At 71.2% G+C, this 21,449-nt stretch carries 22 protein-coding genes and 1 tRNA gene; 11 read left to right on the top strand and 12 right to left on the bottom strand.

Annotation, left to right across the window (positions count from 1 at the left end):
* Nucleotides 1–2: 2 nt before the first annotated feature.
* Both IE99_RS0115945 and IE99_RS29255 read right to left on the bottom strand, forming a co-directional pair.
* Entirely contained in the window at nucleotides 3–785 is a 783-nt protein-coding gene (locus tag IE99_RS0115945; RefSeq protein WP_037559491.1) for an acyltransferase, read from the bottom strand.
* A gap of 132 nt (nucleotides 786–917) precedes the next feature.
* Nucleotides 918–1,376, bottom strand: coding sequence for a hypothetical protein (locus tag IE99_RS29255; protein WP_037559490.1), 459 nt, complete (start codon nucleotides 1,374–1,376; stop codon nucleotides 918–920).
* Nucleotides 1,377–1,539: 163 nt separating this feature from the next.
* On the opposite strand from IE99_RS29255, the gene IE99_RS0115935 reads away from it, so the two are divergent.
* Together IE99_RS0115935 and IE99_RS0115930 are read left to right on the top strand one after the other, a co-directional pair.
* Nucleotides 1,540–2,064, top strand: coding sequence for a peptidylprolyl isomerase (locus IE99_RS0115935; protein WP_030170562.1), 525 nt, complete (start codon nucleotides 1,540–1,542; stop codon nucleotides 2,062–2,064).
* 47 nt (nucleotides 2,065–2,111) lie between these two features.
* A complete protein-coding gene (locus tag IE99_RS0115930) occupies nucleotides 2,112–2,987 on the top strand; it encodes a rhomboid family intramembrane serine protease (protein WP_030170559.1) in 876 nt (291 codons plus the stop codon).
* A gap of 83 nt (nucleotides 2,988–3,070) precedes the next feature.
* Here the strand turns inward: IE99_RS0115930 and IE99_RS0115925 are convergent, their stop codons facing one another.
* The gene (locus IE99_RS0115925) at nucleotides 3,071–3,379 is read right to left on the bottom strand and encodes a cell division protein CrgA (protein WP_084219532.1); all 309 of its coding nucleotides are present in this window, start codon (nucleotides 3,377–3,379) and stop codon (nucleotides 3,071–3,073) included.
* 121 nt (nucleotides 3,380–3,500) lie between these two features.
* On the opposite strand from IE99_RS0115925, the gene IE99_RS0115920 reads away from it, so the two are divergent.
* Nucleotides 3,501–4,133 carry a class E sortase gene (locus IE99_RS0115920; RefSeq protein ID WP_037559488.1) on the top strand — a complete coding sequence of 211 codons (633 nt, stop codon included), beginning with the start codon at nucleotides 3,501–3,503 and terminating at the stop codon, nucleotides 4,131–4,133.
* A gap of 8 nt (nucleotides 4,134–4,141) precedes the next feature.
* Nucleotides 4,142–4,327, top strand: coding sequence for a hypothetical protein (locus IE99_RS0115915; RefSeq protein ID WP_030170549.1), 186 nt, complete (start codon nucleotides 4,142–4,144; stop codon nucleotides 4,325–4,327).
* Nucleotides 4,328–4,537: 210 nt separating this feature from the next.
* Here IE99_RS0115915 and pknB read toward each other — a convergent pair whose 3' ends face one another.
* From pknB to IE99_RS0115880, 7 genes are all read right to left on the bottom strand, one after another.
* Nucleotides 4,538–6,340 (bottom strand): Stk1 family PASTA domain-containing Ser/Thr kinase, encoded by a 1,803-nt coding sequence (gene pknB / locus IE99_RS0115910; protein WP_030170546.1) that lies wholly within the window; start codon nucleotides 6,338–6,340, stop codon nucleotides 4,538–4,540.
* Nucleotides 6,337–7,752, bottom strand: coding sequence for a serine/threonine-protein kinase (locus tag IE99_RS29250; protein ID WP_051712564.1), 1,416 nt, complete (start codon nucleotides 7,750–7,752; stop codon nucleotides 6,337–6,339). Before IE99_RS29250 ends, pknB begins: the two co-directional genes overlap by 4 nt.
* Nucleotides 7,749–9,230 (bottom strand): peptidoglycan D,D-transpeptidase FtsI family protein, encoded by a 1,482-nt coding sequence (locus tag IE99_RS0115900; RefSeq protein WP_030170541.1) that lies wholly within the window; start codon nucleotides 9,228–9,230, stop codon nucleotides 7,749–7,751. Before IE99_RS0115900 ends, IE99_RS29250 begins: the two co-directional genes overlap by 4 nt.
* Nucleotides 9,231–9,297: 67 nt before the next feature.
* Nucleotides 9,298–10,887, bottom strand: a complete 1,590-nt coding sequence (locus tag IE99_RS0115895) for an FtsW/RodA/SpoVE family cell cycle protein (RefSeq protein WP_030170538.1) — start codon at nucleotides 10,885–10,887, stop codon at nucleotides 9,298–9,300.
* Nucleotides 10,888–12,441 (bottom strand): PP2C family protein-serine/threonine phosphatase, encoded by a 1,554-nt coding sequence (locus tag IE99_RS0115890; protein ID WP_051712563.1) that lies wholly within the window; start codon nucleotides 12,439–12,441, stop codon nucleotides 10,888–10,890. It abuts the gene before it with no gap.
* Nucleotides 12,438–12,929: an FHA domain-containing protein FhaB/FipA gene (locus tag IE99_RS0115885; protein ID WP_030170532.1), complete on the bottom strand. Its 492-nt coding sequence runs from the start codon at nucleotides 12,927–12,929 to the stop codon at nucleotides 12,438–12,440. Before IE99_RS0115885 ends, IE99_RS0115890 begins: the two co-directional genes overlap by 4 nt.
* An 11-nt stretch (nucleotides 12,930–12,940) precedes the next feature.
* Nucleotides 12,941–13,696 (bottom strand): FHA domain-containing protein, encoded by a 756-nt coding sequence (locus tag IE99_RS0115880; RefSeq protein ID WP_030170529.1) that lies wholly within the window; start codon nucleotides 13,694–13,696, stop codon nucleotides 12,941–12,943.
* Nucleotides 13,697–13,824: 128 nt separating this feature from the next.
* Here IE99_RS0115880 and IE99_RS0115875 point away from each other — a divergent pair.
* The 5 genes from IE99_RS0115875 to IE99_RS0115855 all read left to right on the top strand — a co-directional run bounded on the left by IE99_RS0115875 (nucleotide 13,825) and on the right by IE99_RS0115855 (nucleotide 18,044).
* Nucleotides 13,825–13,907 (top strand) — tRNA-Leu (locus IE99_RS0115875).
* A gap of 115 nt (nucleotides 13,908–14,022) precedes the next feature.
* Nucleotides 14,023–14,757 (top strand): class I SAM-dependent methyltransferase, encoded by a 735-nt coding sequence (locus tag IE99_RS0115870; protein ID WP_051712562.1) that lies wholly within the window; start codon nucleotides 14,023–14,025, stop codon nucleotides 14,755–14,757.
* A gap of 125 nt (nucleotides 14,758–14,882) precedes the next feature.
* Nucleotides 14,883–15,356 carry a hypothetical protein gene (locus tag IE99_RS31910; RefSeq protein WP_169744439.1) on the top strand — a complete coding sequence of 158 codons (474 nt, stop codon included), beginning with the start codon at nucleotides 14,883–14,885 and terminating at the stop codon, nucleotides 15,354–15,356.
* 190 nt (nucleotides 15,357–15,546) lie between these two features.
* The gene (locus IE99_RS0115860) at nucleotides 15,547–16,779 is read left to right on the top strand and encodes a PLP-dependent cysteine synthase family protein (RefSeq protein ID WP_084219530.1); all 1,233 of its coding nucleotides are present in this window, start codon (nucleotides 15,547–15,549) and stop codon (nucleotides 16,777–16,779) included.
* Nucleotides 16,776–18,044: an MFS transporter gene (locus tag IE99_RS0115855; protein WP_030170519.1), complete on the top strand. Its 1,269-nt coding sequence runs from the start codon at nucleotides 16,776–16,778 to the stop codon at nucleotides 18,042–18,044. The genes IE99_RS0115860 and IE99_RS0115855 overlap by 4 nt, the downstream gene beginning before the upstream one ends.
* Before the next feature lie 174 nt (nucleotides 18,045–18,218).
* Here the strand turns inward: IE99_RS0115855 and IE99_RS0115850 are convergent, their stop codons facing one another.
* Nucleotides 18,219–18,578 (bottom strand): ArsR/SmtB family transcription factor, encoded by a 360-nt coding sequence (locus tag IE99_RS0115850; protein WP_051712561.1) that lies wholly within the window; start codon nucleotides 18,576–18,578, stop codon nucleotides 18,219–18,221.
* 46 nt (nucleotides 18,579–18,624) lie between these two features.
* Here IE99_RS0115850 and IE99_RS0115845 point away from each other — a divergent pair, with 46 nt between their 5' ends.
* Together IE99_RS0115845 and IE99_RS0115840 are read left to right on the top strand one after the other, a co-directional pair.
* On the top strand, nucleotides 18,625–19,692 hold the full coding sequence (locus IE99_RS0115845; RefSeq protein WP_030170515.1) for a cation diffusion facilitator family transporter: 1,068 nt from the start codon (nucleotides 18,625–18,627) through the stop codon (nucleotides 19,690–19,692).
* Nucleotides 19,693–19,891: 199 nt separating this feature from the next.
* The gene (locus tag IE99_RS0115840) at nucleotides 19,892–20,809 is read left to right on the top strand and encodes an oxygenase MpaB family protein (protein ID WP_245623225.1); all 918 of its coding nucleotides are present in this window, start codon (nucleotides 19,892–19,894) and stop codon (nucleotides 20,807–20,809) included.
* Between the two features lie 14 nt (nucleotides 20,810–20,823).
* Here the strand turns inward: IE99_RS0115840 and IE99_RS0115835 are convergent, their stop codons facing one another.
* Nucleotides 20,824–21,330, bottom strand: a complete 507-nt coding sequence (locus IE99_RS0115835; protein WP_030170511.1) for a DM13 domain-containing protein — start codon at nucleotides 21,328–21,330, stop codon at nucleotides 20,824–20,826.
* Nucleotides 21,331–21,449: the final 119 nt, after the last annotated feature.

The raw sequence follows: 21,449 nt of genomic DNA, 5'->3' as shown, positions 1-21,449 counted from the left end.
GATCAGCCGGCCTCTTCCCGCAGCTCGCGCTGCTCGCGGAGCCTGTCCTGGAGGATCTGGAGGCCCGCCAGCCCGTCCACCGAGAGGGCGGCCAGCTCGTCCAGGGAGACGAGGGGGTTGCCGCGCAGGGGCGGCTGCCAGCCGGTGTCCTTGTCGTGGTGGCGCAGGACCTTGGCGGGGACGCCGCCGATCACCGAGTGGTCGGGGAACTCGCCGCGGACGACGGCGCCCCCCGCGACGGCCACGTTCCGGCCGAGCCGCGTGCCGGGCAGGATGATCGCGCCGGTGCCGATCCAGCAGCCGTCGCCGATGACGACCGGGTTGTTCTCCGGCCACTGCCGGCCGATCGGCGTGTCGAGGTCGGCGTAGGTGTGGTTCTGGTCGGTGATGTAGACGTTCGGGCCGGTGAAGACGTCGTTGCCGATCTCGATGGACTGGTGCCCGACGATATGGGTGCCGCGTCCGATGGAGCAGCTCCCGCCGATCTTCACGATGACGTCCGGGCCGAGGTCGAGGCCGGGGACGAAGCCCGCCGAGATCGTGACGTGCGTTCCGACGAGCGTGTGGTCGCCGATGGAGATCCACGGCTCGCCGTAGAGGGAACCGGTCGGGAAGCCGATGCACGCGCCTTCGCCCAGGTAGGCGAAGCGGCGGCGGCCGTGGGTGTGGGGGGTGATCTCACCGTGCCGCTGCACGGCGGCCCAGGCCCGGTGCAGGGCGGTGTGCGCGCCCCGGCGGACCCGGCCGGCGAGCAACCGCCTGATCGGGTGGGATTTCGGCGACATGGCGTTCACCGTACCGGGTGGTAGGAACGCCACGACATGAGGAACCGCGCTAAGCCATGGGGAACCGCGCGACGCCATGCGGCCCGCGCGAAGGGCCCGGCGTGTTCGCGCCGGGCCCTTCACGCCGGACGATCAGTGCGGCGAGCGCACCTCGTCGGTACCGGAGACGGTCATCGCGTCGTCCGTCCCGTCACCGTCGTTCTCGTTCATGACGCGCTGCCGCGTCATGACGACGCCTGCGGCGCCGAGCGCGGCGATCGCGCCCGTCATCGCCATCAGGGTGTTGCGCCGACGCCGTTGCGGCTGCGGCGGTTCCACCCGGTGCGCCATGTCCGTCAGGAACAGGCTCACCCGCGGGGACAGCTCGGTCTCCACATACCGGGCCGCCTGCATGAGCCTGGGCGCGCTCCACTCCCGCAGGACCAGGACGCGCTCGGCGGCCATCTCGCGGGACTGCTGCGCCGCCGGCGCGAGCCGGTCGGCCGCGACGGACGCGCCCTGCCGGGCACGGTCGGCACCGGTGCGCGCGACCTGCTGGACCTGGTCCAGCCGGCCGAGTGCCACCTCCTGCGGCTTCCGGCGGATACTCATCGTTAGGGACACGCTAACCTCCCTGTTTGCGAGGTCCTGACAAGCACCCTTCCCATAGTCGGGACGCCGAATCCTGGAAATGCGAGGGCAACATCACACAGGGTGAGGTGTGCGGGCGCGTCCGGACCGGGGACAAACGATCCACACAGGAGAGGCGGCCAGGATGGCCAACCAGATCTTCGCGACCATGAACACGACGCTCGGCAAGATCGTCATCCAGCTCTACCCGGAGCAGGCGCCGGAGACCGTCGCGAACTTCGTCGACCTGGCGGAGGGCAACCGGACGTGGCACGACCCGCGCACCGGGCAGAAGACCGACGCCCCCCTCTACAACGGGACGATCTTCCACCGGGTCATCGAGGGGTTCATGATCCAGGGCGGGGACCCGCTCGGCACCGGCACCGGCGGCCCCGGCTACCAGTTCAAGGACGAGTTCCACCCCGACCTGAAGTTCAACGCGCCGTACCTGCTGGCGATGGCGAACGCCGGGCCCGGCACGAACGGCTCGCAGTTCTTCATCACGACGAACGTCGCCGCGACCCAGCACCTGACCGGCCGGCACACCATCTTCGGCAAGGTCATCGAGGGCACCGACGTCGTCGACCGCATCGTGCAGGCCCCGACGGGCCGCATGGACCGGCCGAAGGACGACATCGTCATCGAGTCGGTGACGATCGAGCGCCGTTAGTCGTCTGACAGGGTGAGAGCCCGCACCGGCCGCGACGGAGCCCGCACATGAGCACAGACCCGCAGTCACCGCCCGAGACCTCGGTGCCGTCCTGCTACCGGCATCCGGGCCGGGAGACCTATGTCCGCTGCACGCGGTGCGACCGCTACATCTGCCCCGACTGCATGCGGGACGCGGCGGTCGGCCACCAGTGCCCGGAGTGCGTCGCGGAGGGCAACCGCGGGGTGCGGCAGCCCCGGACGGCGTTCGGCGCGCGCGCCGCGGCGTCGGCGACGCCGGTCGTCACGTACTCGCTCATCGCGGCGTGCGTGCTGGTGTACGTCGCCGAACTGGCGTCCTGGCGGGTCATCGCGGAACTCCAGATGATCGGCCGGTGGGGGTCCATCGGCGTCGCGGAGGGCGAGTGGTACCGCCTGTTCACCGCGATGTTCCTGCACGAGCGCGGGGGGAACTACGGCTTCCTCCACATCCTGCTGAACATGCTGGTGCTGTGGATGCTCGGCCCGGCGCTGGAACAGGTCCTCGGCCGGTGGCGGTTCCTCACGCTGTTCGTGCTGTCAGGGCTCGGCGGCTGGGTGCTGCTCTACCTGGTCGATCCGGGAGTCGGCGGACTGGGCGCGTCAGGCGCTGTGTTCGGCCTTTTCGGCGCGTACTTCATGGTCGTGCGGAGGATGGGCGGGCAGCTCGGGCCGATCGTGATGGTGCTGGGCATCAACCTCGTGCTGACGTTCACGATGGCGGCCATCTCGTGGCAGGCCCACATCGGGGGCCTGGTCGTCGGGGGGCTGCTCGGGCTCGCGTTCGCCTACGCTCCGGCGGCGCGCAGGACGCTCGTCCATGTCGGGGCGCCGGTGGCGACGCTGGTGCTGCTCCTGGCACTGGTCGCGCTGAAGACCGCCGAGCTGAACTCGGGCGTGGCCTAGCCGGACGCGCGGGAGCCGCCGAGCGTGCGGGCTCCCGCGCCTCCGGCTCCTCCGCCTGTGGACGACCCGTCCGGACGGCGCGGTCAGCGCCAGCGGGTCGAGAGCACCACGCCCAGGATGATGGCGGTGAAGCCGATCCCGAGGTTCCAGTTGTGCAGGTCCGTCATGTACGGCACCTCGGTGCCGGTGCTCGCCGTCACGTAGAAGACCGCGATCCAGATCAGGCCGATCAGCCACAGCGTGACCATCGTCGGCACCAGCCAGCGCGGGCTGACCTCGGGCGCCTTCGACTTCTGCGGGGGCGTGTAAACGGCCTTCTTGCGCACTTTGGACTTGGCCACGGTGGATCGATCTCCTCGGGCGTCCGGCGGCCGGAGCGCCGGTCCGCGCATGGGTGTTTTGTCGGTTAGCGTAGTCGCTGGTGAGCAGCGTACGGCGTCGGGCTCAGGGAAGCATCATCCCAGGTTCCCCGCCGCACGCGACAGTCACGGCGGCGAGGAGGAGGGCGCGCGGGTGCGGACGCTGATCCGTGGACTGGGCGAGCTGTGCGTCACCGCCGGTCTCGTCACCATGCTGTTCCTGACCTACGAACTGTGGGGAACCGGCCAGTACACCCGCGACCAGCAGGACCGCCTCGGCGACGAGATGCTGGACGGCTGGCGCAGCGGCACGGTCACCACGGAACGGGTCCGGCTCGGAAAGGGGCTCGCGCTCATCCGCATCCCCCGCTTCGGCGAGGACTACCGGTTCGTGATCGTCGAGGGCGTCGAGCGCGCCGATCTGCGCAAGGGCCCCGGCCACTACCCGGGCAGCGCGCTGCCGGGCGAGGTCGGCAACTTCGTCGTCTCCGGGCACCGGACGACCTACTCCGCGCCGTTCAACCGGCTCGGCGAGCTCCGCAGGGGCGACCGGATCCTCATCGACACCAGCACCGAGCAGTACGTCTACAAGGTCACCGACCGCCGGATCGTGAAGCCGTCGGCGGTGGAGGTGACCGCGCCGGTGCCGTTCCGCGCGGGAAGGAAGCCCACCGAGCGGCTGATCACGCTCACCACCTGCCATCCGAAGTACTCCGCCGCCCAGCGCATGATCGTCTTCGGTGAGCTGGCGGAGGCGCGGCCCCGGGCCGTGCGGACGGGAACGTAGGAGAACGGATGTACGCCTGGATCTGGCGGAACCTGCCCGGCGCGTGGCCGGCGAAGGCGGCGCTCGCGGCCTCGCTCGCGCTCATCGCGGCACTCGTCCTCTGGTATGTCGTGTTCCCCTGGCTGGAGCCGAAGTTCCAGTTCGATCAAGGCGTCGTGCGGAGCACCCCGTCCGGCCAGGCCACGCGCGGCTGACCCGTTCAGAGATTTGCTCATATTTTTCCGGTTGGATCCGTAACGGCGACTCGTCCCCATACGAAGTCCCTGTGAGGGCTTCCGCCATTGCCCCCGAGTGGCGGAAGCCCTCTCACATGCCCGCTCCCCCTTCCGGGCCATTGGCCACGGTGTGCACAGCGAAGGACCCCGGTCTCCGCGAGACCGGGGTCCTTCGTGTCGAGCTCCGGATCAGCCGGGCAGGCCCGGAATGGTCGGCGACGTGGGGACGGTCGGCGTCGACGGCGTCGGCGACGGCTTCGCCGCCACGAAGATCGTCACGGTGTCGCCCGGCGCGACCGTCGCGTCCGGCCCCGGGGACTGGTCGTAGACGAAGCCCGGCGCGACCTGCTTGTCCGGCGGCGGCGTGCCCAGCTGCACGTTGCAGCGCAGCCCGACCGACTTCAGCTGCGCGCACGCGGCCCGCTGGCTGTTGTTGAACAGCGTCGGCACCTTCAGGCTGGACGGGCCGTTGGAGACCGTCAGCGTGACGGTCTCGCCCTTCTGCCGCTTCTCCCCGGCGGGCGGGTCACTGCGGATCACGTTGAAGCGCGGGACCTCGTCGCTGCTCTCGACCCGCTTCTCGACCTTGAACCCGCGGTCCTCCAGGAGGTTCTTCGCGTCGGTGTACGGCTTCCCCACCACGTCCGGGATCTCGTACACCGTCGGCGGCTTCTTGCCCTTGGAGATCGTCAGCGCCACCGCCGTGCCCTTGGCCACGCTCGTGCCGGGCTTGGGGTCGGTCGCCATGACCTTGCCCTTGTCGATGTCGTCGCTGTACTCCTGCGTGATCTCGCCGACCTTCAGACCGATCTTGGTCAGCTCCGCCGTCGCCTCGCTCTGCGACGTGTCGAGGAGCGTCGACGGGACCGCGACCTTGGCCGCGTCCGGATCCTTGCCGTTGCTCATCAGCAGCCCGATGACGGCGGCACCGCCGATGAACACCGCGGCCAGCGCGACCCACAGCGCGATCTTCTTGCCGTTGCCGCCGCGCGGCTCGTCGTCGTACCGCACCGGCGGGAGGTCGTAGCCGTTGCCCACCGGACGCTGCATCTGCGTGTGCGGGGGGCCGCCCGCCGGGTAGGCGCCCATCATCTGGGTTCCCTGCGGCTGCCCGCCCATCAGCATCGTGGACGCGGCCGTCGACGCGACCGGCTGCCCGTGCAGGACCCGCTGGATCTCCTGCCGGAACTCGTTCGCGTTCTGGTACCGGTGGTTCGCGTCCTTCGCCATCGCCTTCAGGACGATCGCGTCCGCCCACTGCGGGATCTCCGGGTCGACGTGGGACGGCGGGACCGGCTCCTCCCGGACGTGCTGGTAGGCGATCGCGACCGGGGAGTCTCCGGTGAACGGCGGTCGCCCCGTCAGCAGCTCGTACAGGACGCAGCCGGTCGAGTAGATGTCGCTGCGGGCGTCGACCCGCTCGCCGCGCGCCTGCTCCGGCGACAGGTACTGGGCGGTGCCGATCACCTGGGCGGTCTGCGTCATCGTCGCGGCGGAGTCGGCCATGGCGCGGGCGATGCCGAAGTCCATGACCTTGACCTCGTGATTGCGGGTGAGCATCACGTTGGCCGGCTTGATGTCGCGGTGCACGATGCCGCCGCGGTGGCTGTAGTCGAGGGCCAGCAGGATCCCGTCGGTGATCTCCAGGGCCTTCTCGGGGAGCAGCGCCCGGTTCTCCCGCAGCAGGTCGCGCAGCGTGCTGCCGTCCACGTACTCCATCACGATGTACGGGATGGAAGTGTCGCCGATCATGTCCTCGCCGGTGTCGTACACCGCGATGACGGACGGGTGGTTCAGCGACGCGGCGGACTGCGCCTCACGGCGGAAACGGGCCTGGAACGTGGGGTCGCGGGCCAGGTCGGAGCGCAGCGTCTTGACCGCGACCACACGGTCCAGCCGCAGGTCCCGGGCGCGGTAGACCTCGGCCATGCCGCCGCGCCCGATCACCGTGTCGAGCTCGTAGCGGCCGCCGAGCAGCCGAGGTTGACTCATATGTGCACTTTCCCTCGCACGTCTCCACCCATGTCCTCCGAACCTATCTCCCCGTTCTGATCGGGGGATGGATCCGGGCTCGGAGTTGACGGAGTCGTTGTGGTCTCCACCGGTGTGGGGGTCGGTTGGGGGGCGCTGGGCGTCACCCGGGTCGGTTTGCCGGTCGGTTTCCGCGAAGGGGACACGCCAGGACTCGCCGGCGTCGACGGACTGGACGCCGCCGGAGCGGGCGTGTCCGTCGGCCGCCGGCGCGGTACGGCCGCCGGCCCGGAGCGTCCGGTCACCGGTGCGATGGGTGTGCCGGACGTCTCGGCCGGTGGATCGTCGGCGCCGTCGCCGACCGGGCTCGTGGCCGGGGCCCCGGACGGATCCGGCCGGACCGGGCCGGACTCGGCCGGCGCCGAACCCGCCAGCAGGGCTCCCGCGAGCACCGCCGCCAGTACCCCGACGGCCGCTGAAGCGGACACCAGTGCCGCGCGCCGTTGCCCGGTCACTGTCTTGTTCGTGAGGCTATCGGGCGATTCGTCCCCGTCAAATCGCGGGGAGACCACGGTCGTCCCCACATCCGGTGCGGCCGGCTCCGGGACGGGCCGCGCCGCCAGGTCGGCGCGGATCCGCAGGGCGAGGTCCGCGACCTCCGACGCGTCCTGCGGACGGTCCGCCGGACTCTTCGCCAGCAGCGCCGCGACCAGCTCCCGCACCGCCGCCGGCACGTGCGCGGGCAGCTCCGGCGCCGCGTCCCGGACGTGCTTCATCGCGATCTGCACCGGGCCCCGGCCCTCGAACGGCGGCCGCCCCGTCAGGCACTCGTACGCCACCACGCCCAGCGAGTACAGGTCGGCCGAGGGCGACACCTCCTTGCCGGACGCCTGCTCCGGCGAGATGTAGTGCGCCGTCCCCATGACCATGCCGGTCTGGGTCTGCGCCGCCGCCGCCAGCCGCCGCGCGATCCCGAAATCCGTGATCTTCACGGCGCCGTCCGGGGAGACCATCAGGTTCGCGGGCTTCACGTCCCGGTGGACGATCCCCGCCGCGTGCGGCACCGCGAGCGCCCGCGCCGCCTGCACCAGCAGGTCGAGGACGGCCTCCACCGGCAGCCCGCCGTCCCGCCCGATGATCTCGTCGAGGGGCTCGCCCGGCACCAGCTCCATGACCAGGAACGTCCGGCCGTCCTGCGCGCCGAAGTCGTAGACCTGCGCGATCCCGCCGTGGTGCAGCCCCGCCGCGAGCCGCGCCTCCGACTCGAACCGGGCCTGCGCCGACGCGTCGTCGTCGAACTCCAGCCGCAGCAGCTTCACCGCCACGTCCCGGCCCAGCGACTCGTCGACGGCCCGCCAGACCTCGCCCATCCCGCCGGTCGCCAGCCGCTCGAGCAGCCGGTACCGGCCGGACAGGACGAGGTCCGCGCTCACTTCTTCAACACCTGGGCCATGATCGCCGCGGCCACCGGACCGGCGTTGGTGGCGCCGTCGTTCGGGCCCTCGGTCATCACGGCGAAGGCGTAGCGCGGGTTCTCGACCGGGGCGAACCCGACGAACCACCGCGCGTTCGGGTTGCCGCCGCCCTGCTCCGCCGTGCCCGTCTTACCGGCGATGTTGCGGCCCTGCAGGTTCTTCGCCGTGCCCACCTCGATGACCGCGCGCATCATCCCGCGCAGCTGCTCGGCGGTGTCGGCCTTCATCGCCTGGCCGTACTCCTTCGGGTCCGCGTTGTAGAGGACGCTCTGGTCCTTCGCGCGCGCCCGCTGCACCAGATACGGGTTCATGATCTTGCCGTCGTTGACGATCGCCGCCGCGACCATCGCCATCTGCAGCGGCGTGGACCGCACGTTCTCCTGGCCGATGCCGGACCTGGCCGTGCCGTCCCGCCCGGTCTGGACGGTCTTGCCGTCCGCGCCCGTGAACGACACCGGGATATCGCTCACCGCGGCCGGGAAGTCCGGCTCGACGAACACCCGCTTGCCGAACCCGTACGGCTCCGAACCCTCGCTGAGCTGCTGGATCCCGAGATCGAGCGCGAGCCGCCCGAACGAGGTGTTGCAGGACTCCGCGAACGCGCCCTTCAGCGGCGCCGTGCCCGCGCACTGCCCGCTGTCGTGCGAGTTCGGCAGCGGCCGGTTCGACTCCGGCAGCAGCAGCGGGCCCGTGTTCACGCTGCTCGACTCGTCCAGCCCGAGCTTCTCCATGCCGAGCGCCGCGACGAGCGCCTTGAACGACGAACCCGGCGGGAACGTCTGGCTGAGCGCGTTGTCGATGAGCGGCTTGATGACGCCCTTGCCCTGGTCGAGCTCCTCCAGGCGCTTCACGCCCTTCGTGCCCGTCTGCGGCGCCACCTCGTTCGGGTCGAACGACGGCCACGACGCCGCCACCTTCAGCGCGCCGGTCTTGGCGTCCAGCACCACGGCTCCGCCGCGCCGCCCCGCCGACGTCTGGTTCTTCAGCGCCTCGTACGCCGTCCGCTGCGCCCGCGGGTCGATCGTCAGCTCCAGGTTCGCCCCGTCCGGCTTCTTGCCGATGAACGCGTCGAACCAGTGCTGCCGCGTGACCCGCTTGTCCTTGCCGCTGAGCAGCGAGTTGTAGGCCCGCTCCAGCTGCGAGGCGTTCCCGTTGAAGTAGCCCGTGACCGGCGCGAACACCGGCCCCTCCTTGTAGGTGCGGCCGTACTTCGGGTTGTCCTTGTTCGTCGGGGTCGACGACACCAGCACCACGCCGCCCGTGGAGATCTGGCCGCGCGGGTTGTTGAACACGTCCGAGTACTGCCGGCTGTTGCGGGCGTCGGTCCGCAAATCCTCCGCCTGGCTGCCCTGGACGTAGTTGACCTGCGCCATCAGCCCGAAGAACAGCAGCAACGCGAAGATCGCCACCCGCCGGATCGGCTTGTCCATGTTCATCGGATCACGTCCATGTTCATTGGGCCCCGGTCCCCCCGGATACGACGGCCGCGATCGGACACGACGGTCACCTCGTGCTCACGATCTGGGTCATTCCCTCGTCCTGGATCGCCTGCGGCGCCGGCTTGCGGGCGTCGTGGCTCATCCGGACCAGGATCGCGATCAGGATCCAGTTCGCCATCAGCGACGAACCGCCCTGCGACAGGAACGGCGTCGTCAGACCCGTCAGCGGGATGAGCTTCGTCACCCCGCCGACGATGACGAACACCTGCAGCGCCAGGACGAACGAGACACCGCCCGCGAACAGTTTCAGGAACGGGTCCCGCGCCGCCACCGCCGTCTTCATGCCGCGCTGCACGATCAGCGCGTACATCAGCAGCAGCGCCATCAGCCCCGTCAGGCCGAGTTCCTCGCCCATCGAGTCGAAGATGAAGTCGCTGAACGACAGCGGCGTCCGCCACGGCTCCCCCTGGCCGAGGCCGGTGCCGAGCACCCCGCCCTGGCCGAGCGAGAACAGGCCCTTCATCAGCTGCGCGCTGTCGGAGTACTCACCGCCCAGCTCGCTCACGCACGCGGAGAACCCCGGCGACGGGTCGCCCTTCGCGTCCCACTTCTTGTAGATCTCGGTGTCCGGGTTGACCGGGACGACCTTCCCGCTCTCCATCAGGCAGCCGCCGTCGAAGTACGGCTTCGGGTTCTGCCAGATGTCGATGCGCTGGTTCACATGGCCCATGAACGGCAGCAGCGTCGCGATGAACACGCCCGCCGCCAGCAGCCCGACGCCGATCATCACCCACGACACCCGCTGCGTCGCGATGTAGAGCATCGAGATGAACAGCCCGAAGTACAGCAGCGCCGTCCCGAGGTCCTTCTGCATGAACAGCACGCCCAGGCAGAAGAACCAGATCACCAGGATCGGGCCGAGATCGCGGCCGCGCGGCAGGCTGACCGGGCCGATCTTCTTGCCGATCAGCGACATCGCCTGCCGCTTGTTCACCAGGTATCCGGCGAAGAACACGACCAGCAGCAGCTTCGCGAACTCGCCCGGCTGCACCGAGAACGGGCCGATGAAGATCCAGACCCGGGCGCCGTTCACCTCGCGTCCGATGCCGGGAACGATCGGCAGCATCAGCAGGATGATCGCGGTGAGGCCGATCAGGTACGTGTAGCGCTGCGCCGTCTTCGGGGTGAACGACAGCGGCGCGTCCGTCTTGTCGGTGTCGCGCATGATGGCGACCGCCGCGACGAAGAGCACGATGCCGACGAACGTCCACATCAGCTGGCTCGGCGCGTCCGCCGCGTCCGGCAGGAGCTTCTTGCCCGCCGCCGCCGCGACCCTGCGGTCATGGCTGGTGTCGAGGTCCAGCCGGTAGATCATCGCGAGGCCGAGGCCGTTCAGCGCCACCGCCAGCGGCAGCAGCAGCGGATCGGCGTACGGCGTGAACTTCGCCTGGACGAAGTACGCCGCCATCGCCAGCACCACCAGGGCGCCGCCGTACCCGAACAGCGCTGTCGGGATCTTGCCGTCACGCGCGAGGCCGACCTCCGCGAACGCCGACAGCGTCAGCACCATCGCGAAGACCAGCAGCGCCAGTGAGGCGGCGTTGCGGCGCTGGTACGGCAGATGCGCCCTGATCTGCTCCCCGAGTGAAGGCATCTACGGCTTCCCCCCGCCCGTGGGGCAGCCCTGCGGCGTCGCGTCGCCCGCCTTGGCGCACGCGTCCCGCCGCTCGCGCAGCTTCACCAGCTCCGCGTCGGCCGCCGGACGCCCGACGAACGCGAGCGTTCCCTCCGACAGCGCCTGGACGTCCTCCGTCGGAAGCTGGTTCACCTGGATGTCGGTGACCTGCTTCGTCTGCTGGCAGTCCTGCCGGCCCTTGCCCTTGACGACGACGACCTTGCCGCCCTCGTCCGCGAGGACGTACTTGCACACGCGGCTCACCAGTTCGGCGACGGCCGCCTTGCCCTGCACCGTGTAGCTCTTCTTCACCTGGGCCTGGAGGTCCTGCGGGAGGTCCGCGACCGGGATCGGCGGGTTCGGCTGGTCCTTCGCGTCGGCCCTGCGGGACAGGCTGAGCAGCGGAACGTCCTCGTTCGTCCCCCGGTACAGGACGACGTGGCCCTTCTCCTCGCCGATGTAGTAGCCGTTCCGGACGTCCTGGAGCACCAGGAACGCGCCCGCCGCGACCGTGACCACGACGACCCCGGCCACCACGACCAGCCACGTCCACCGGCGCATCCCGCCGCCCCCCGGCGCGGCCGGCGGCGGCGCCCCGGGCGGGCCCGCCATCGGCATCGGCGCCGGCGGCGGCATCTCGTCCACCGCGACCGGCGGCTGCGGCCGCGTGTCCCGCAGCTGCGCCGCCCGGCTCGCCGGGGTGTCGACCGCCGTCGTCTGCGCGCCCGGCCCGCCGCCCGGCGGCTCCGGCACCGACGCGTTCGCCGCCGCCCCCACCGCCGTCCCCGGCCCGCCGGTCGGCGCCTGCCGGCCGAGCTCCACGACGTCCGCGACGACGCACGTGATGTTGTCGGGGCCGCCGCCGCGATTCGCCAGATCGATGAGCTGCCGGACGGCCTGCTCCGGGTCCGGGACGTCCGTCAGCACCTGGAAGATCGTCTCCGCGGTGACGACGCCGGACAGCCCGTCCGAGCACAGCAGGTACCGGTCGCCGACCTGCGCCTCGCGCAGCGACAGATCCGGGTCGACCTCGCCGCGGCCGTCGAGCGCGCGCAGCAGCAGCGACCGCTGCGGATGCGACGCCGCCTCGTCCGGGCTGATCCGGCCCTCGTCGACCAGCGACTGCACCAGCGTGTGGTCGTGCGTGATCTGGAACAGGCTGCCGTCCCGCAGCAGGTACGCGCGGGAGTCGCCGATGTGGACCAGCGCGATCTGGTTCCCCGCCCACAGCATCGCGGTCAGCGTCGTGCCCATGCCCTGGAGGGCCGGGTCGGACTCCACGATGCGGTGCAGGTTGTCGTTCGCCGTCTTGACCGTGTGCTCCAGCGCCGCCAGCAGCTCCGACGCGGGCAGGTCCTTGTCGAGCCCGCGCAGCGCCTCGATCGCCGCCGCGCTCGCGATCTCGCCGCCGACATGGCCGCCCATGCCGTCCGCGACCGCGAGCAGGTGCGCGCCCGCGTACGCCGAGTCCTCGTTGCCCTCGCGCAGCATCCCGACGTCGGAGCGCGCCGCGTAGCGGATTCCCAGAGTCATTTGCGGAGCTCGATCACGGTCTTGCCGATACGGACCGGGACGCCCGGCGGGATCGGCATCGGCCGGCTCACCTTCGTCCGTCCGAGATAGGTCCCATTGGTCGAGCCGAGATCTTCCACGATCCACTGACCGTCCTGCGCGTAAATGCGGGCATGCCGGCTCGAAGCGTAGTCGTCGGTCACGACCAGTGTCGCGTCATTCGCCCGACCGATGGTGATCGGCACCCCTGAGAGGTCGATGACGGTTCCGGCCCGTTCGCCCTGAACGACGACGAGTTTTGTCGGCTGGCCGCCCTGCGCGCTGCGCTGCGGCGTCCGGGACGCCTTGGCCGGCTTCGGGGGTTTGGCGGCGCGCGGCGCGGCCGCCCGCGCGGCCGCCTTCGAGGATCCGAACAGGTCGGCCCGGATCACGCCGACGGCCGCGATGACGAAAAGCCAGAGCACCAGCAGGAACGCCAGCTTGATCACGGTGAGCATCAAATCGGTCATCGGAGTGGGGGCTACTCCCTGTCGCGGCGGAACACGAGTGTTGTCCGGCCCATCGTGACGCGCGACCCGTCCACCAGCGTGACCCGCCGGATGGGCTGCCCGTTCACGAAGGAGCCGTTGGTCGACCCTAGATCCACGAGAACGATTTCGGGACCTTCTACACGGATCTCGGCATGATGCCGGGATACCCCCGGGTCGACAAGGCGCAGATCGCAGTCGGTGCCGCGGCCCAGCAGCGTGACCGGCGTCGTGATCTCGTACGTGCGCTGGGTGGCGTCAGCCCCCTCGACCGCCGTCGTGACCAGCAGCCGCGGCTGCCCTCCGAACGCGCCGCCCCGTCCCCGCTGCGGCACATCGCTCACCGGCTGGCGGATCTCCCCGCCCTCGACGGTGGACCCCCTGATCACACCCGACCGGATGCGGAACATGCCCGTGGCGAGGTCGCCGGCGTTCTCGAACCTGACCCGCACCGGGCCCACGAACGAATACCCCTGCTCCTTCGCGTACTCCCGCGCGAGGTTGGCGAGCTCCTGGCTCAGGCTGTCGGCGTACACCTGCAGCCGCTGGCCGTCCTGCTGCGAGATCTCCACGACGAAGTCGTTCGGAACGAGCGTCCGGCCCTGCGCGACGATCGCCGCCCGGTCGTCCATCTCGCGCTGAACGGCGCTGGCCACCTCGACCGGCTGCAGCTCGGACTTGAAGGCCCTGGCGAAGGCACCTTCGACCATGCCCTCGAGCCGTCGCTCGAAGCGCTGAATGACGCCCACGGGCACCTCCCTTCCCCACTGGTAGACGATCGTATCGGTGCGAAGGTTCGCGCGACGTATCTGGATACCTAACCACTCCAGCACCCGTGCTAGCCTTTTCGAGCGCCCGGAAACGGGACGGCACCCAAGGGCGGGTGGCGGAACGGCAGACGCGCACGGTTCAGGTCCGTGTGTCCGAAAGGATGTGAGGGTTCAAATCCCTCCTCGCCCACTCGGGGTATTGGCGCAGGTCCTCCCCCACAGACTGACGGAATGAGCCCTCCAGCGACAAGCTGGGGGGCTCTTCTGCTTCCCCTCGGGCGGCCGGTTCGTGGCAGAGTGGCGGGATGCCTGGCGCGCGGTACGGGATGGATGCGCCCTACGGGTTCGGCTTCGTGGGCTTGGTGGTGCTGGGGTTCTGGGTGACGGGGCTCGTGATGGCGGTCACCGCCGATCCGGCCGCCGCGCTTCCCGCCGTGGTCTCCGGCACCCTGCTGGCGGGGTGTCTGGCCCTGAGCCTGCACGCCACGCTGCGCGGCAAGTTCCTGGTCTGGCGGGACGTGCTGGACGAGCTGGACCTGCGGGGCGACGAACGGCTGCTCGACCTCGGCTGCGGACGCGGCGCGGTCCTGCTGGCCGCCGCCCGGCGCCTCCCGCGGGGCCGGGCGGTCGGTGTGGACCTGTGGCGCGGACGGGACCAGTCCGGCAACACCCCGGCGGCGACCCTGCGCAACGCCCGCGCCGAAGGCGTCGCCGACCGCGTCCACGTGCACGGGGGTGACCTGCGCCGACTGCCGTACGCGGAGGCGAGCTTCGACCTGGTCGTCTCCAGCCTGACGGTGCACACCATCTTCGGCGCGGACGCCCGCGCCCAAGCGATCACCGAGGCGTACCGGGTACTGCGGCCGGGCGGCCGCCTCCTGATCGCCGACCTGGCCCGGACCCCCCGCCAGTACGCCGCGGTCCTGGCCCGGCTGAACGCCCAGGACATCCAGGTGCGCGGCCTGGGCTGGCGCGCGTGGTGGGGCAGCCCGTGGGTCCCGACCCGCCTGCTCACCGCCCGCAAACCGGCCACCCCCTGAACCCACCTACCGGCACGATCCCGGCCTCGGTCGCGGCGCGGCCCGGACTTCCGGACCGTCCGCCGAGTCGCGATGGGCGCGGAGAGGCGGCCTGCTAGTGTCGCGATGTGACTGTCAGTAGTCATTTGATTGCGAAGAGCGTGCGGCTGGTTCGGCCGCCCGGTCTTCTCCTGCTGGCGGTCACCATCGTCGTGCACGTGATCCTCTGCCTGCCCGGGTTGCACGAACCCACCGTCGGGCACAGCGCCGGCGATAACGCCGAGCACAATCTGCACGAGCCGGCTCAGCCGCGGCTCCACATGTGCGACCTCGGACACGAGAGGGCGGCGCCCGGGGTCCCCGTCGACCACGACCACGACCACCACGCCGGCTGCGCCGACGCGGCGGCCCTGGACTGGTCCGCCGCGTCGGACGACACCAAGACGGTTTGCGGCGCACTCCTGGCCCCGGATATCGCTTCGTCGATGTCGTCGGCGGACGGAGCGGCCGGCTCCGCCAGGGGTTCTCCTGAGACGGAGCCCCTTCCCTCTTGCTGGTGGCTGCGTCGCTCCCTGGGCGGCGCACTGCTCGCCGGCGCATGGGGCATCTCCCGAACGTGATCGGTCGGCGGGCACGCGCCCGTTCCGGCGGCCTGCTCCTGGAACGCGTCTGACCGCGCGGTGGCTCGTCACCGCCCGGTGGTGCATGCCCGCGTACCCGCACCGACCGTTCTGTTCCGCACGTGGGCCACTGAGCCGGCGCATCACCGTGCGCCGGTCCTCGGCCGCGCCCGCATCTCGGGGGATTTCCATGACGAACACGCACGCCGGCGCTCTGCGCATGATCGACCCATCGCCGTCCGACATCACATCGGTCGGCCGGCTCACCTGCTCACCGTCTCACCGGCATCCGGAATTGTCCGGCCTCGTCGGCCGCACGCCGGTGCTGCGCATTCCGGACCTGCGTCCGGGCGCCGGCCCCGAGCCCGACACCGGAACCGGCGCCGCCCGCGGCCGGGGTTTCTGGGCCAAGCTCGAAGGCACCAACCCCGGCGGGATCAAGGACCGGCCCGCGCTGCACATGATCGCCCGCGCGCGTGACCGCGGGGACCTGCGGCCCGGCGCGCCCATCGTCGAGTCGACCAGCGGAACCCTCGGCCTCGGCCTGGCCCTGGCGGGCCAGGTCTACGGGCACCCGGTCGTGCTCGTCGGCGACCCGGGGCTGGAGCCGCTGCTGCGCCGGCTGCTGCGCGCCTACGGGGCCCGGCTGGAGCTGGTGACCGAGCCGCACCCGACCGGCGGCTGGCAGGAGGCGCGGCGGGTCCGCGTCGCCGAGCTGATGGACGAGCTGCCCGGCGCCTACTGCCCCGACCAGTACAACAATCCCGACAACGCCGGGGCCTACGCCGCGCTGGCCGCGGAACTGCTGGAGGACTTCCCCAGGATCGACGCGCTGGTGTGCGCCGTGGGCACCGGCGGCCACAGCGCCGGGGTCGGCCGCGTGATCCGCGGCCGGTTTCCCGGTGTCCGGATCGTGGGCGTGGACTCGGTCGGCTCCACGGTGTTCGGCCAGCCCGCCCGCCCGCGCCTGATGCGCGGGCTGGGCTCCAGCATCCATCCCCGCAACGTCGCCTACGACCTGTTCAGCGAGGTGCACTGGGTCGCCCCCGCCGAAGCGGTGTGGGCCTGCCGGCGGCTGGCGTCCCGGCATCTGATGAGCGGCGGGTGGAGTGTGGGCGCCGTCGCGCTCGTGGCCTCCTGGACCGCCGCGGTCCTGCCACCGGAGGCGCGCGTGGTCGCGATCTTCCCCGACGGGCCGTGGCGGTACTGGGACACCGTCTACGACGACGATTACTGCCGCGCCCACCGCCTGCTGGAGGCCGCTCCGCCCGCCCGTCCCGCACAGATCGGCCACCCGACCGAGCGGGAGGTGACGTCCTGGACCCGGTGCCGCACCGTGGCCGACCCGCTGAGCCGGGTCACCGGCCTGGACGCCCGCCTGGCCGGCGATGTGGCCGCCCGCCCCGCCGGAGGCCACCGGTGAGGAGGACAACCGTCGCCGGGCTCTCGTCGTTCGGCCGCCCGGCCCAGGTCCTGTTCGTCAACCAGGCCGGGATCAATCTCGGCTTCTACATGCTCATGCCGTACCTGGCCGACCACCTGGCGAACGGGGTCGGGCTCGCCGTCTGGCTCGTCGGGCTGGTCCTGGGTGTGCGCAACTTCGCCCAGCAGGGCCTGTTCCTCATCGGCGGGACGCTCGCCGACCGGATCGGCTACAAGCCCATGATCATGCTCGGGTGCGCGCTGCGCGTGGTCGGCTTCGGCGTGTTCGCGGTCTCCACCGCGGTACCGGCGCTGATCGCCGCGTCCGCCCTGACCGGGTTCGCCGGAGCCCTGTTCAATCCGGCCGCCCGCGCCTACCTCGCCCACGCCGAAGCCGGCCGCCGGGTCGAGGCGTTCGCGGCGTTCAACGTCTTCTACCAGGCGGGCATCCTGATCGGTCCCCTGATCGGACTGGTGCTGCTGCGCGCCGACTTCCGCGCCGTGTGCCTGGTCGCGGCGGCGGTCTTCGCGGTGCTGACCCTGCTCCAGTGGCGCTGCCTCCCGACGTGCGCCGGCCCGGAGAGGGCACCCGACCGGCCGGTGCTGACCGACTGGCGGGAGGCGTTCACCAACCGGCCCTTCCTCGGGTTCGCGGCCGTGATGGTCGCCTCCTACGCGCTGTCGTTCCAGGTGTACCTGGGACTGCCGCTGGAGGTTCGCCGCGTCACGGGGAGCCAGTCCTGGACGGTCGCCCTGTTCGCCGTCACCGCCCTGGCCGGCGTCGCCGGCCAGGTCAAGATGACCGCCTGGTGCAGGCGGCGGTTCAGCGACGGCCAGGCCATGGCCAACGGCGTGGCCCTCATGGGCGTGGCCTTCGTCCCGCTGTGCCTGGCCGACGTGCTGAGCGCCGGCGTCGCCGGCCACGTCAGCGCGCTGCTGGCATGCGCGCTGCTGCTGGGCACCGGGACGACGATGGTCTTCCCGTTCGAGATGGCCACCATCGCCGCACTTGCCCGAGGCCGCCTCATCGGCACCTACTACGGCGTCCACAACCTGCTGGCCGGCGTCGGGATCCTCGCGGGCAACCTGCTCACCGGCACCGCGCTGGACGCGGCACGCCGTCTGCAGATGCCCTACCTGCCCTGGCTGCTCCTGCTGGCCGCGGGACTGCTGTCGGCAGCGGCGCTTCACCGCCTCGACCGGCGGGGCCGGCTCGCTCCCGAGCAGGCCGGCGCATCCCCACGCGCAACGGTGGTCGTGACCTGACACCAGCCGGCACGGCGCTTCCCGGTGATCCCTCCCTCGGCGAGGGCGGACAGGACGTCACCCGGTCACCGGGGAGCGCCGATCGCGGCACCCCAACATCAGCCCACCCTGCGCCCTGGTCGAGATCTTCCCTCTGGCCTCGGACGTCCGGCCGACGGCGGCGCGGAACCGCGCTCAGTCCTGGTGGCGGGGCTTGCCGGTGACCTCGTGGCCCGCGTGGAAGAGCGCCTCGGTGATCAGGGCGCGCACGTGGGTGTCCCTGGCCCGGTACAGCACGCGGCGTCCCTCTCTCCGGGTGTGCACCAAGCCGGTCATCCGGAGCTTGGCCAGATGCTGGGAGACCAGCGGACGCGCCACGTCCAGACGCTCGGCCAGGGTGGTGACGTCGTACTCCTCTGAGGTCAGCAACCACATCAGGCGCAACCGCGTGGCGTCGGACAGCATGCGGAACGCCGCGGTCGCGGCCTCGATCTGAGCGCTCGAAGGATGCTCCTGCAACGAGATCGCACCTGCTTTGTAGTCGCGTGCGTACATGACTACATATACTGGGCGCGTCCGCCTCCCGCAAGCGAGGAGAGCCATGTCAGAGCACCGGCACGCAGGGCCCGAACACCAGCACACGACCGGCCACGGACATGGGCACGGACATCACCGGCGCTCCGGCCGCCTCCGGCCGCTCACGAGCCGGATCCGGCACCTCCTCACGCCGCACGGCCACGACAGCGCGGACAAGACCGATGAGGCGCTGGAGTTCAGCGGCCGCGGATTGCGCGTGATCGGGATGTCCTTCGGCGTGCTCATGCTCACCGCCGCCCTCCAGGCGGTGATCGTGATCCGGTCGGGATCGGTGGCCCTGCTCGGCGACACACTGCACAACGTCGCGGACGCGCTCACCGCGGTACCGCTCGCCATCGCCTTCCTGATCGGCCGCCGCGCCGCCACCCGCCGCTTCACCTACGGCTTCGGCCGGGCCGAGGACCTGGCCGGCCTGGTGATCGTGACGATCATCGCCGCGTCGGCGGCGCTGGCCGGGTACGAGGCGTCCCGCCGGCTCATGGACCCGCAGGACGTCCGGGCCCTCTGGTGGGTCGCGGCGGCGGCCGTCATCGGCTTCCTGGGCAACGAATGGGTGGCCCGCTACCGGATCAGAGCCGGGCGGGAGATCGGCTCGGCGGCACTGGTCGCCGACGGGCTGCACGCCCGGACCGACGGCTACACCTCACTGGCCGTCCTCGGCGGCGCCGCCGGTTCGGCCCTCGGCCACCCCATCGCGGACCCGGTCGTCGGCCTGCTGATCACCATCGCGATCTGCTTCGTGCTGCGCGACGCGCTCCGGGAGATCTACCACCGGCTGATGGACGCGGTCGACCCCGCCCTCGTGAGCGAGGCCGAACGGATCCTCGCAGGCGTGGACGGCGTCAGAGGCGTCGGTAACGTCCGGATGCGCTGGATCGGGCACCGCCTGCGCGCCGAGACCGACATCGTCCTCTCGCCCGACCTGACCCTGATCCAGGCGCACGCCGTGGCCGTGGAAGCCGAACACCGGCTCATCCATGAACTGCCCCGGCTCGCCGCCGCCACCGTCCACACCGACCCCGACACCACCGACGGCAGCGACCACCACGCCGTCCTGCAAGGTCATCGCTGATCGCCCCGATTGGGCCAGGGCGACCGAGGCGACGGGTCAACGCGGACGGCGGTGGCCGCCTGGCCGACGTCTTGACTCCGCTCCATCGATGGGCCCACGCTACCGACAGCGATGTCGGTTATCGGCCGGCGGCGACCGGACGGTCAAGGAGCGGCCGGTCGTCGCGCGGCGGGTCGCATCGCGGACGAAGGGAGTCGTGATGATGGTGCCGGAACACCTCGAAAGGGAACCGGACGGCTGGGTGGGCGACGGCCCGCAGACCGGGGGCGACCTCATCGGGCCGGACTCGCTGCTGTGGCGGATCGCCGGAGACACGCGCGCCGCGCTGCCGGGCGGCTCCACGGGGCTGCTGCAGCTGATGTATCCACCGCTGGGAACGGCCGTGGCCGAGCAGTCCGGGTTCTTCGACGACCCGTTCGGGCGGATCTGGCGGTCGGTCCCGCAGATCTGGGCCACGATCTTCGAACCCGACGGTGCTGAGCGCGCCCGCCACATCCGTGACCTGCACCTCGACATCAGGGGGGTGGACTCCGCGGGCCGGAGATTCCATGCCCTGGACCCCGAGACGTTCTGGTGGGCCCACGCCACGTTCACCTGGCACATGTTCCGCACCGCCGAGCTGTTCTTCCCCGCGAACGCGCTCACCGCGGCCGACCGTGACCGCCTCTACGCCGAGACGGTCGCCTGGTACGCCCGCTACGGCGTGAGCATGCGCCCCGTCCCGTCCGACTACGCGGCCTTCCAGGACGCCTTCGCCGCCTTCTGCGCCGAACGCCTGGAGATGACCGCCCCCGCGGCCCGGTCGATCCAGATCGCCCGGACCGACGGCATCGGCGCGGTCCCCTTCGTGCCGTCCTCCGCCATCCGGGCGGGCCGGCCGCTCCTGCGACGGCTGGGCACCCTGGTCGCGATCGGCTGCCTGCCCGCACCGGTCCGGGAACGCTTCGACATCGAGTGGACCGCCTCCGAACAGCGGCGCTTCAACCGGATGGCCAGGACGGTCCGCGTCTCGGCCCGGCTGGTGCCGCGCCGCCTCGACCGGCGCGTCCTGCTCACGCAGCTGCGCCTCATCGGCGCCAAGACCCGCAGCGAACGCTACCGGCCCGCGCCGCGCTGACGCAGGCCCATGGATCAGCCCTTCGGGGAGAGGTCGGCGGCCCCGAAGGAGACGGAGAACCGCTTGCACCAGATCACGGCGCTCCGGAACCTGGAGACATCGGCACCGGCCGGGACGGCGTAGTTCTGGTTGCCCAGGTTGCCCTTGAGCCGGCCGAGTTCGACCGCTCCGTCCCCCAGCCCCTTCCGGACCTCCCGAGCGGAGCGCGTGGACAGGTAGACCCGCACGTCCGGGCCTTCTGAGGTGCGCAGGTCCTCCAGCCGCAGTATCCGGCCGCCGCTCGCGAGCCGCACCGTGCGGGCCGTTCCGCTGGTGTCGTGGTCGTGGCTGACGAAGGCGCCCTCCGCCAGGGTCGCCGGCCCGGCGCCCTTGCTCGGTGAGGGTGCTGGTTCGGAGGCGATCGGCAATGACTCGTTCACCGTGGTGTCGGTGAACGCCTTCCACGGCTGGAAGAGATAGAGCCCCGCACCGGCGGCGACCATGAGGGCCGCCAGGGCGGCGACGACGGCACGACGAGGCATCGGAACTCCAGTGGTGATGAGCGGGGCGGACCCGGACGGCCGCCCCCGGCCACGTCCCAGCCAACCCTTCCTCCCACCGGCGCGGAACCGCTGAGGGCGTCCCGTAAGACACCGGTAAG

Origin of the sequence: Spirillospora albida, from assembly GCF_000718255.1 — a bacterium.
GTDB classification, from domain to species: Bacteria; Actinomycetota; Actinomycetes; order Streptosporangiales; family Streptosporangiaceae; genus Spirillospora; species Spirillospora albida.
Note: the sequence above shows the minus strand (reverse complement) of the source record. Positions and strands in the feature narration are given on the sequence as shown.

Excerpts from the sequence above, each read along its gene's own strand:
- IE99_RS0115860 (WP_084219530.1), top strand. The coding sequence starts at position 15,547 with ATGACGAACACGCACGCCGGCGCTCTGCGCATGATCGACCCATCGCCG.
- IE99_RS0115915 (WP_030170549.1), top strand. The coding sequence starts at position 4,142 with ATGTACGCCTGGATCTGGCGGAACCTGCCCGGCGCGTGGCCGGCGAAG.
- IE99_RS29255 (WP_037559490.1), bottom strand. The coding sequence starts at position 1,376 with ATGAGTATCCGCCGGAAGCCGCAGGAGGTGGCACTCGGCCGGCTGGAC.
- IE99_RS0115935 (WP_030170562.1), top strand. The coding sequence starts at position 1,540 with ATGGCCAACCAGATCTTCGCGACCATGAACACGACGCTCGGCAAGATC.
- IE99_RS0115835 (WP_030170511.1), bottom strand. The coding sequence starts at position 21,330 with ATGCCTCGTCGTGCCGTCGTCGCCGCCCTGGCGGCCCTCATGGTCGCC.
- IE99_RS0115895 (WP_030170538.1), bottom strand. The coding sequence starts at position 10,887 with ATGCCTTCACTCGGGGAGCAGATCAGGGCGCATCTGCCGTACCAGCGC.
- IE99_RS0115930 (WP_030170559.1), top strand. The coding sequence starts at position 2,112 with ATGAGCACAGACCCGCAGTCACCGCCCGAGACCTCGGTGCCGTCCTGC.
- IE99_RS0115900 (WP_030170541.1), bottom strand. The coding sequence starts at position 9,230 with ATGAACATGGACAAGCCGATCCGGCGGGTGGCGATCTTCGCGTTGCTG.
- IE99_RS0115890 (WP_051712563.1), bottom strand. The coding sequence starts at position 12,441 with ATGACTCTGGGAATCCGCTACGCGGCGCGCTCCGACGTCGGGATGCTG.
- IE99_RS0115870 (WP_051712562.1), top strand. The coding sequence starts at position 14,023 with ATGCCTGGCGCGCGGTACGGGATGGATGCGCCCTACGGGTTCGGCTTC.
- pknB (WP_030170546.1), bottom strand. The coding sequence starts at position 6,340 with ATGAGTCAACCTCGGCTGCTCGGCGGCCGCTACGAGCTCGACACGGTG.
- IE99_RS0115845 (WP_030170515.1), top strand. The coding sequence starts at position 18,625 with ATGTCAGAGCACCGGCACGCAGGGCCCGAACACCAGCACACGACCGGC.
- IE99_RS0115925 (WP_084219532.1), bottom strand. The coding sequence starts at position 3,379 with ATGCGCGGACCGGCGCTCCGGCCGCCGGACGCCCGAGGAGATCGATCC.
- IE99_RS0115885 (WP_030170532.1), bottom strand. The coding sequence starts at position 12,929 with ATGACCGATTTGATGCTCACCGTGATCAAGCTGGCGTTCCTGCTGGTG.
- IE99_RS0115945 (WP_037559491.1), bottom strand. The coding sequence starts at position 785 with ATGTCGCCGAAATCCCACCCGATCAGGCGGTTGCTCGCCGGCCGGGTC.
- IE99_RS0115850 (WP_051712561.1), bottom strand. The coding sequence starts at position 18,578 with ATGTACGCACGCGACTACAAAGCAGGTGCGATCTCGTTGCAGGAGCAT.
- IE99_RS0115840 (WP_245623225.1), top strand. The coding sequence starts at position 19,892 with ATGATGGTGCCGGAACACCTCGAAAGGGAACCGGACGGCTGGGTGGGC.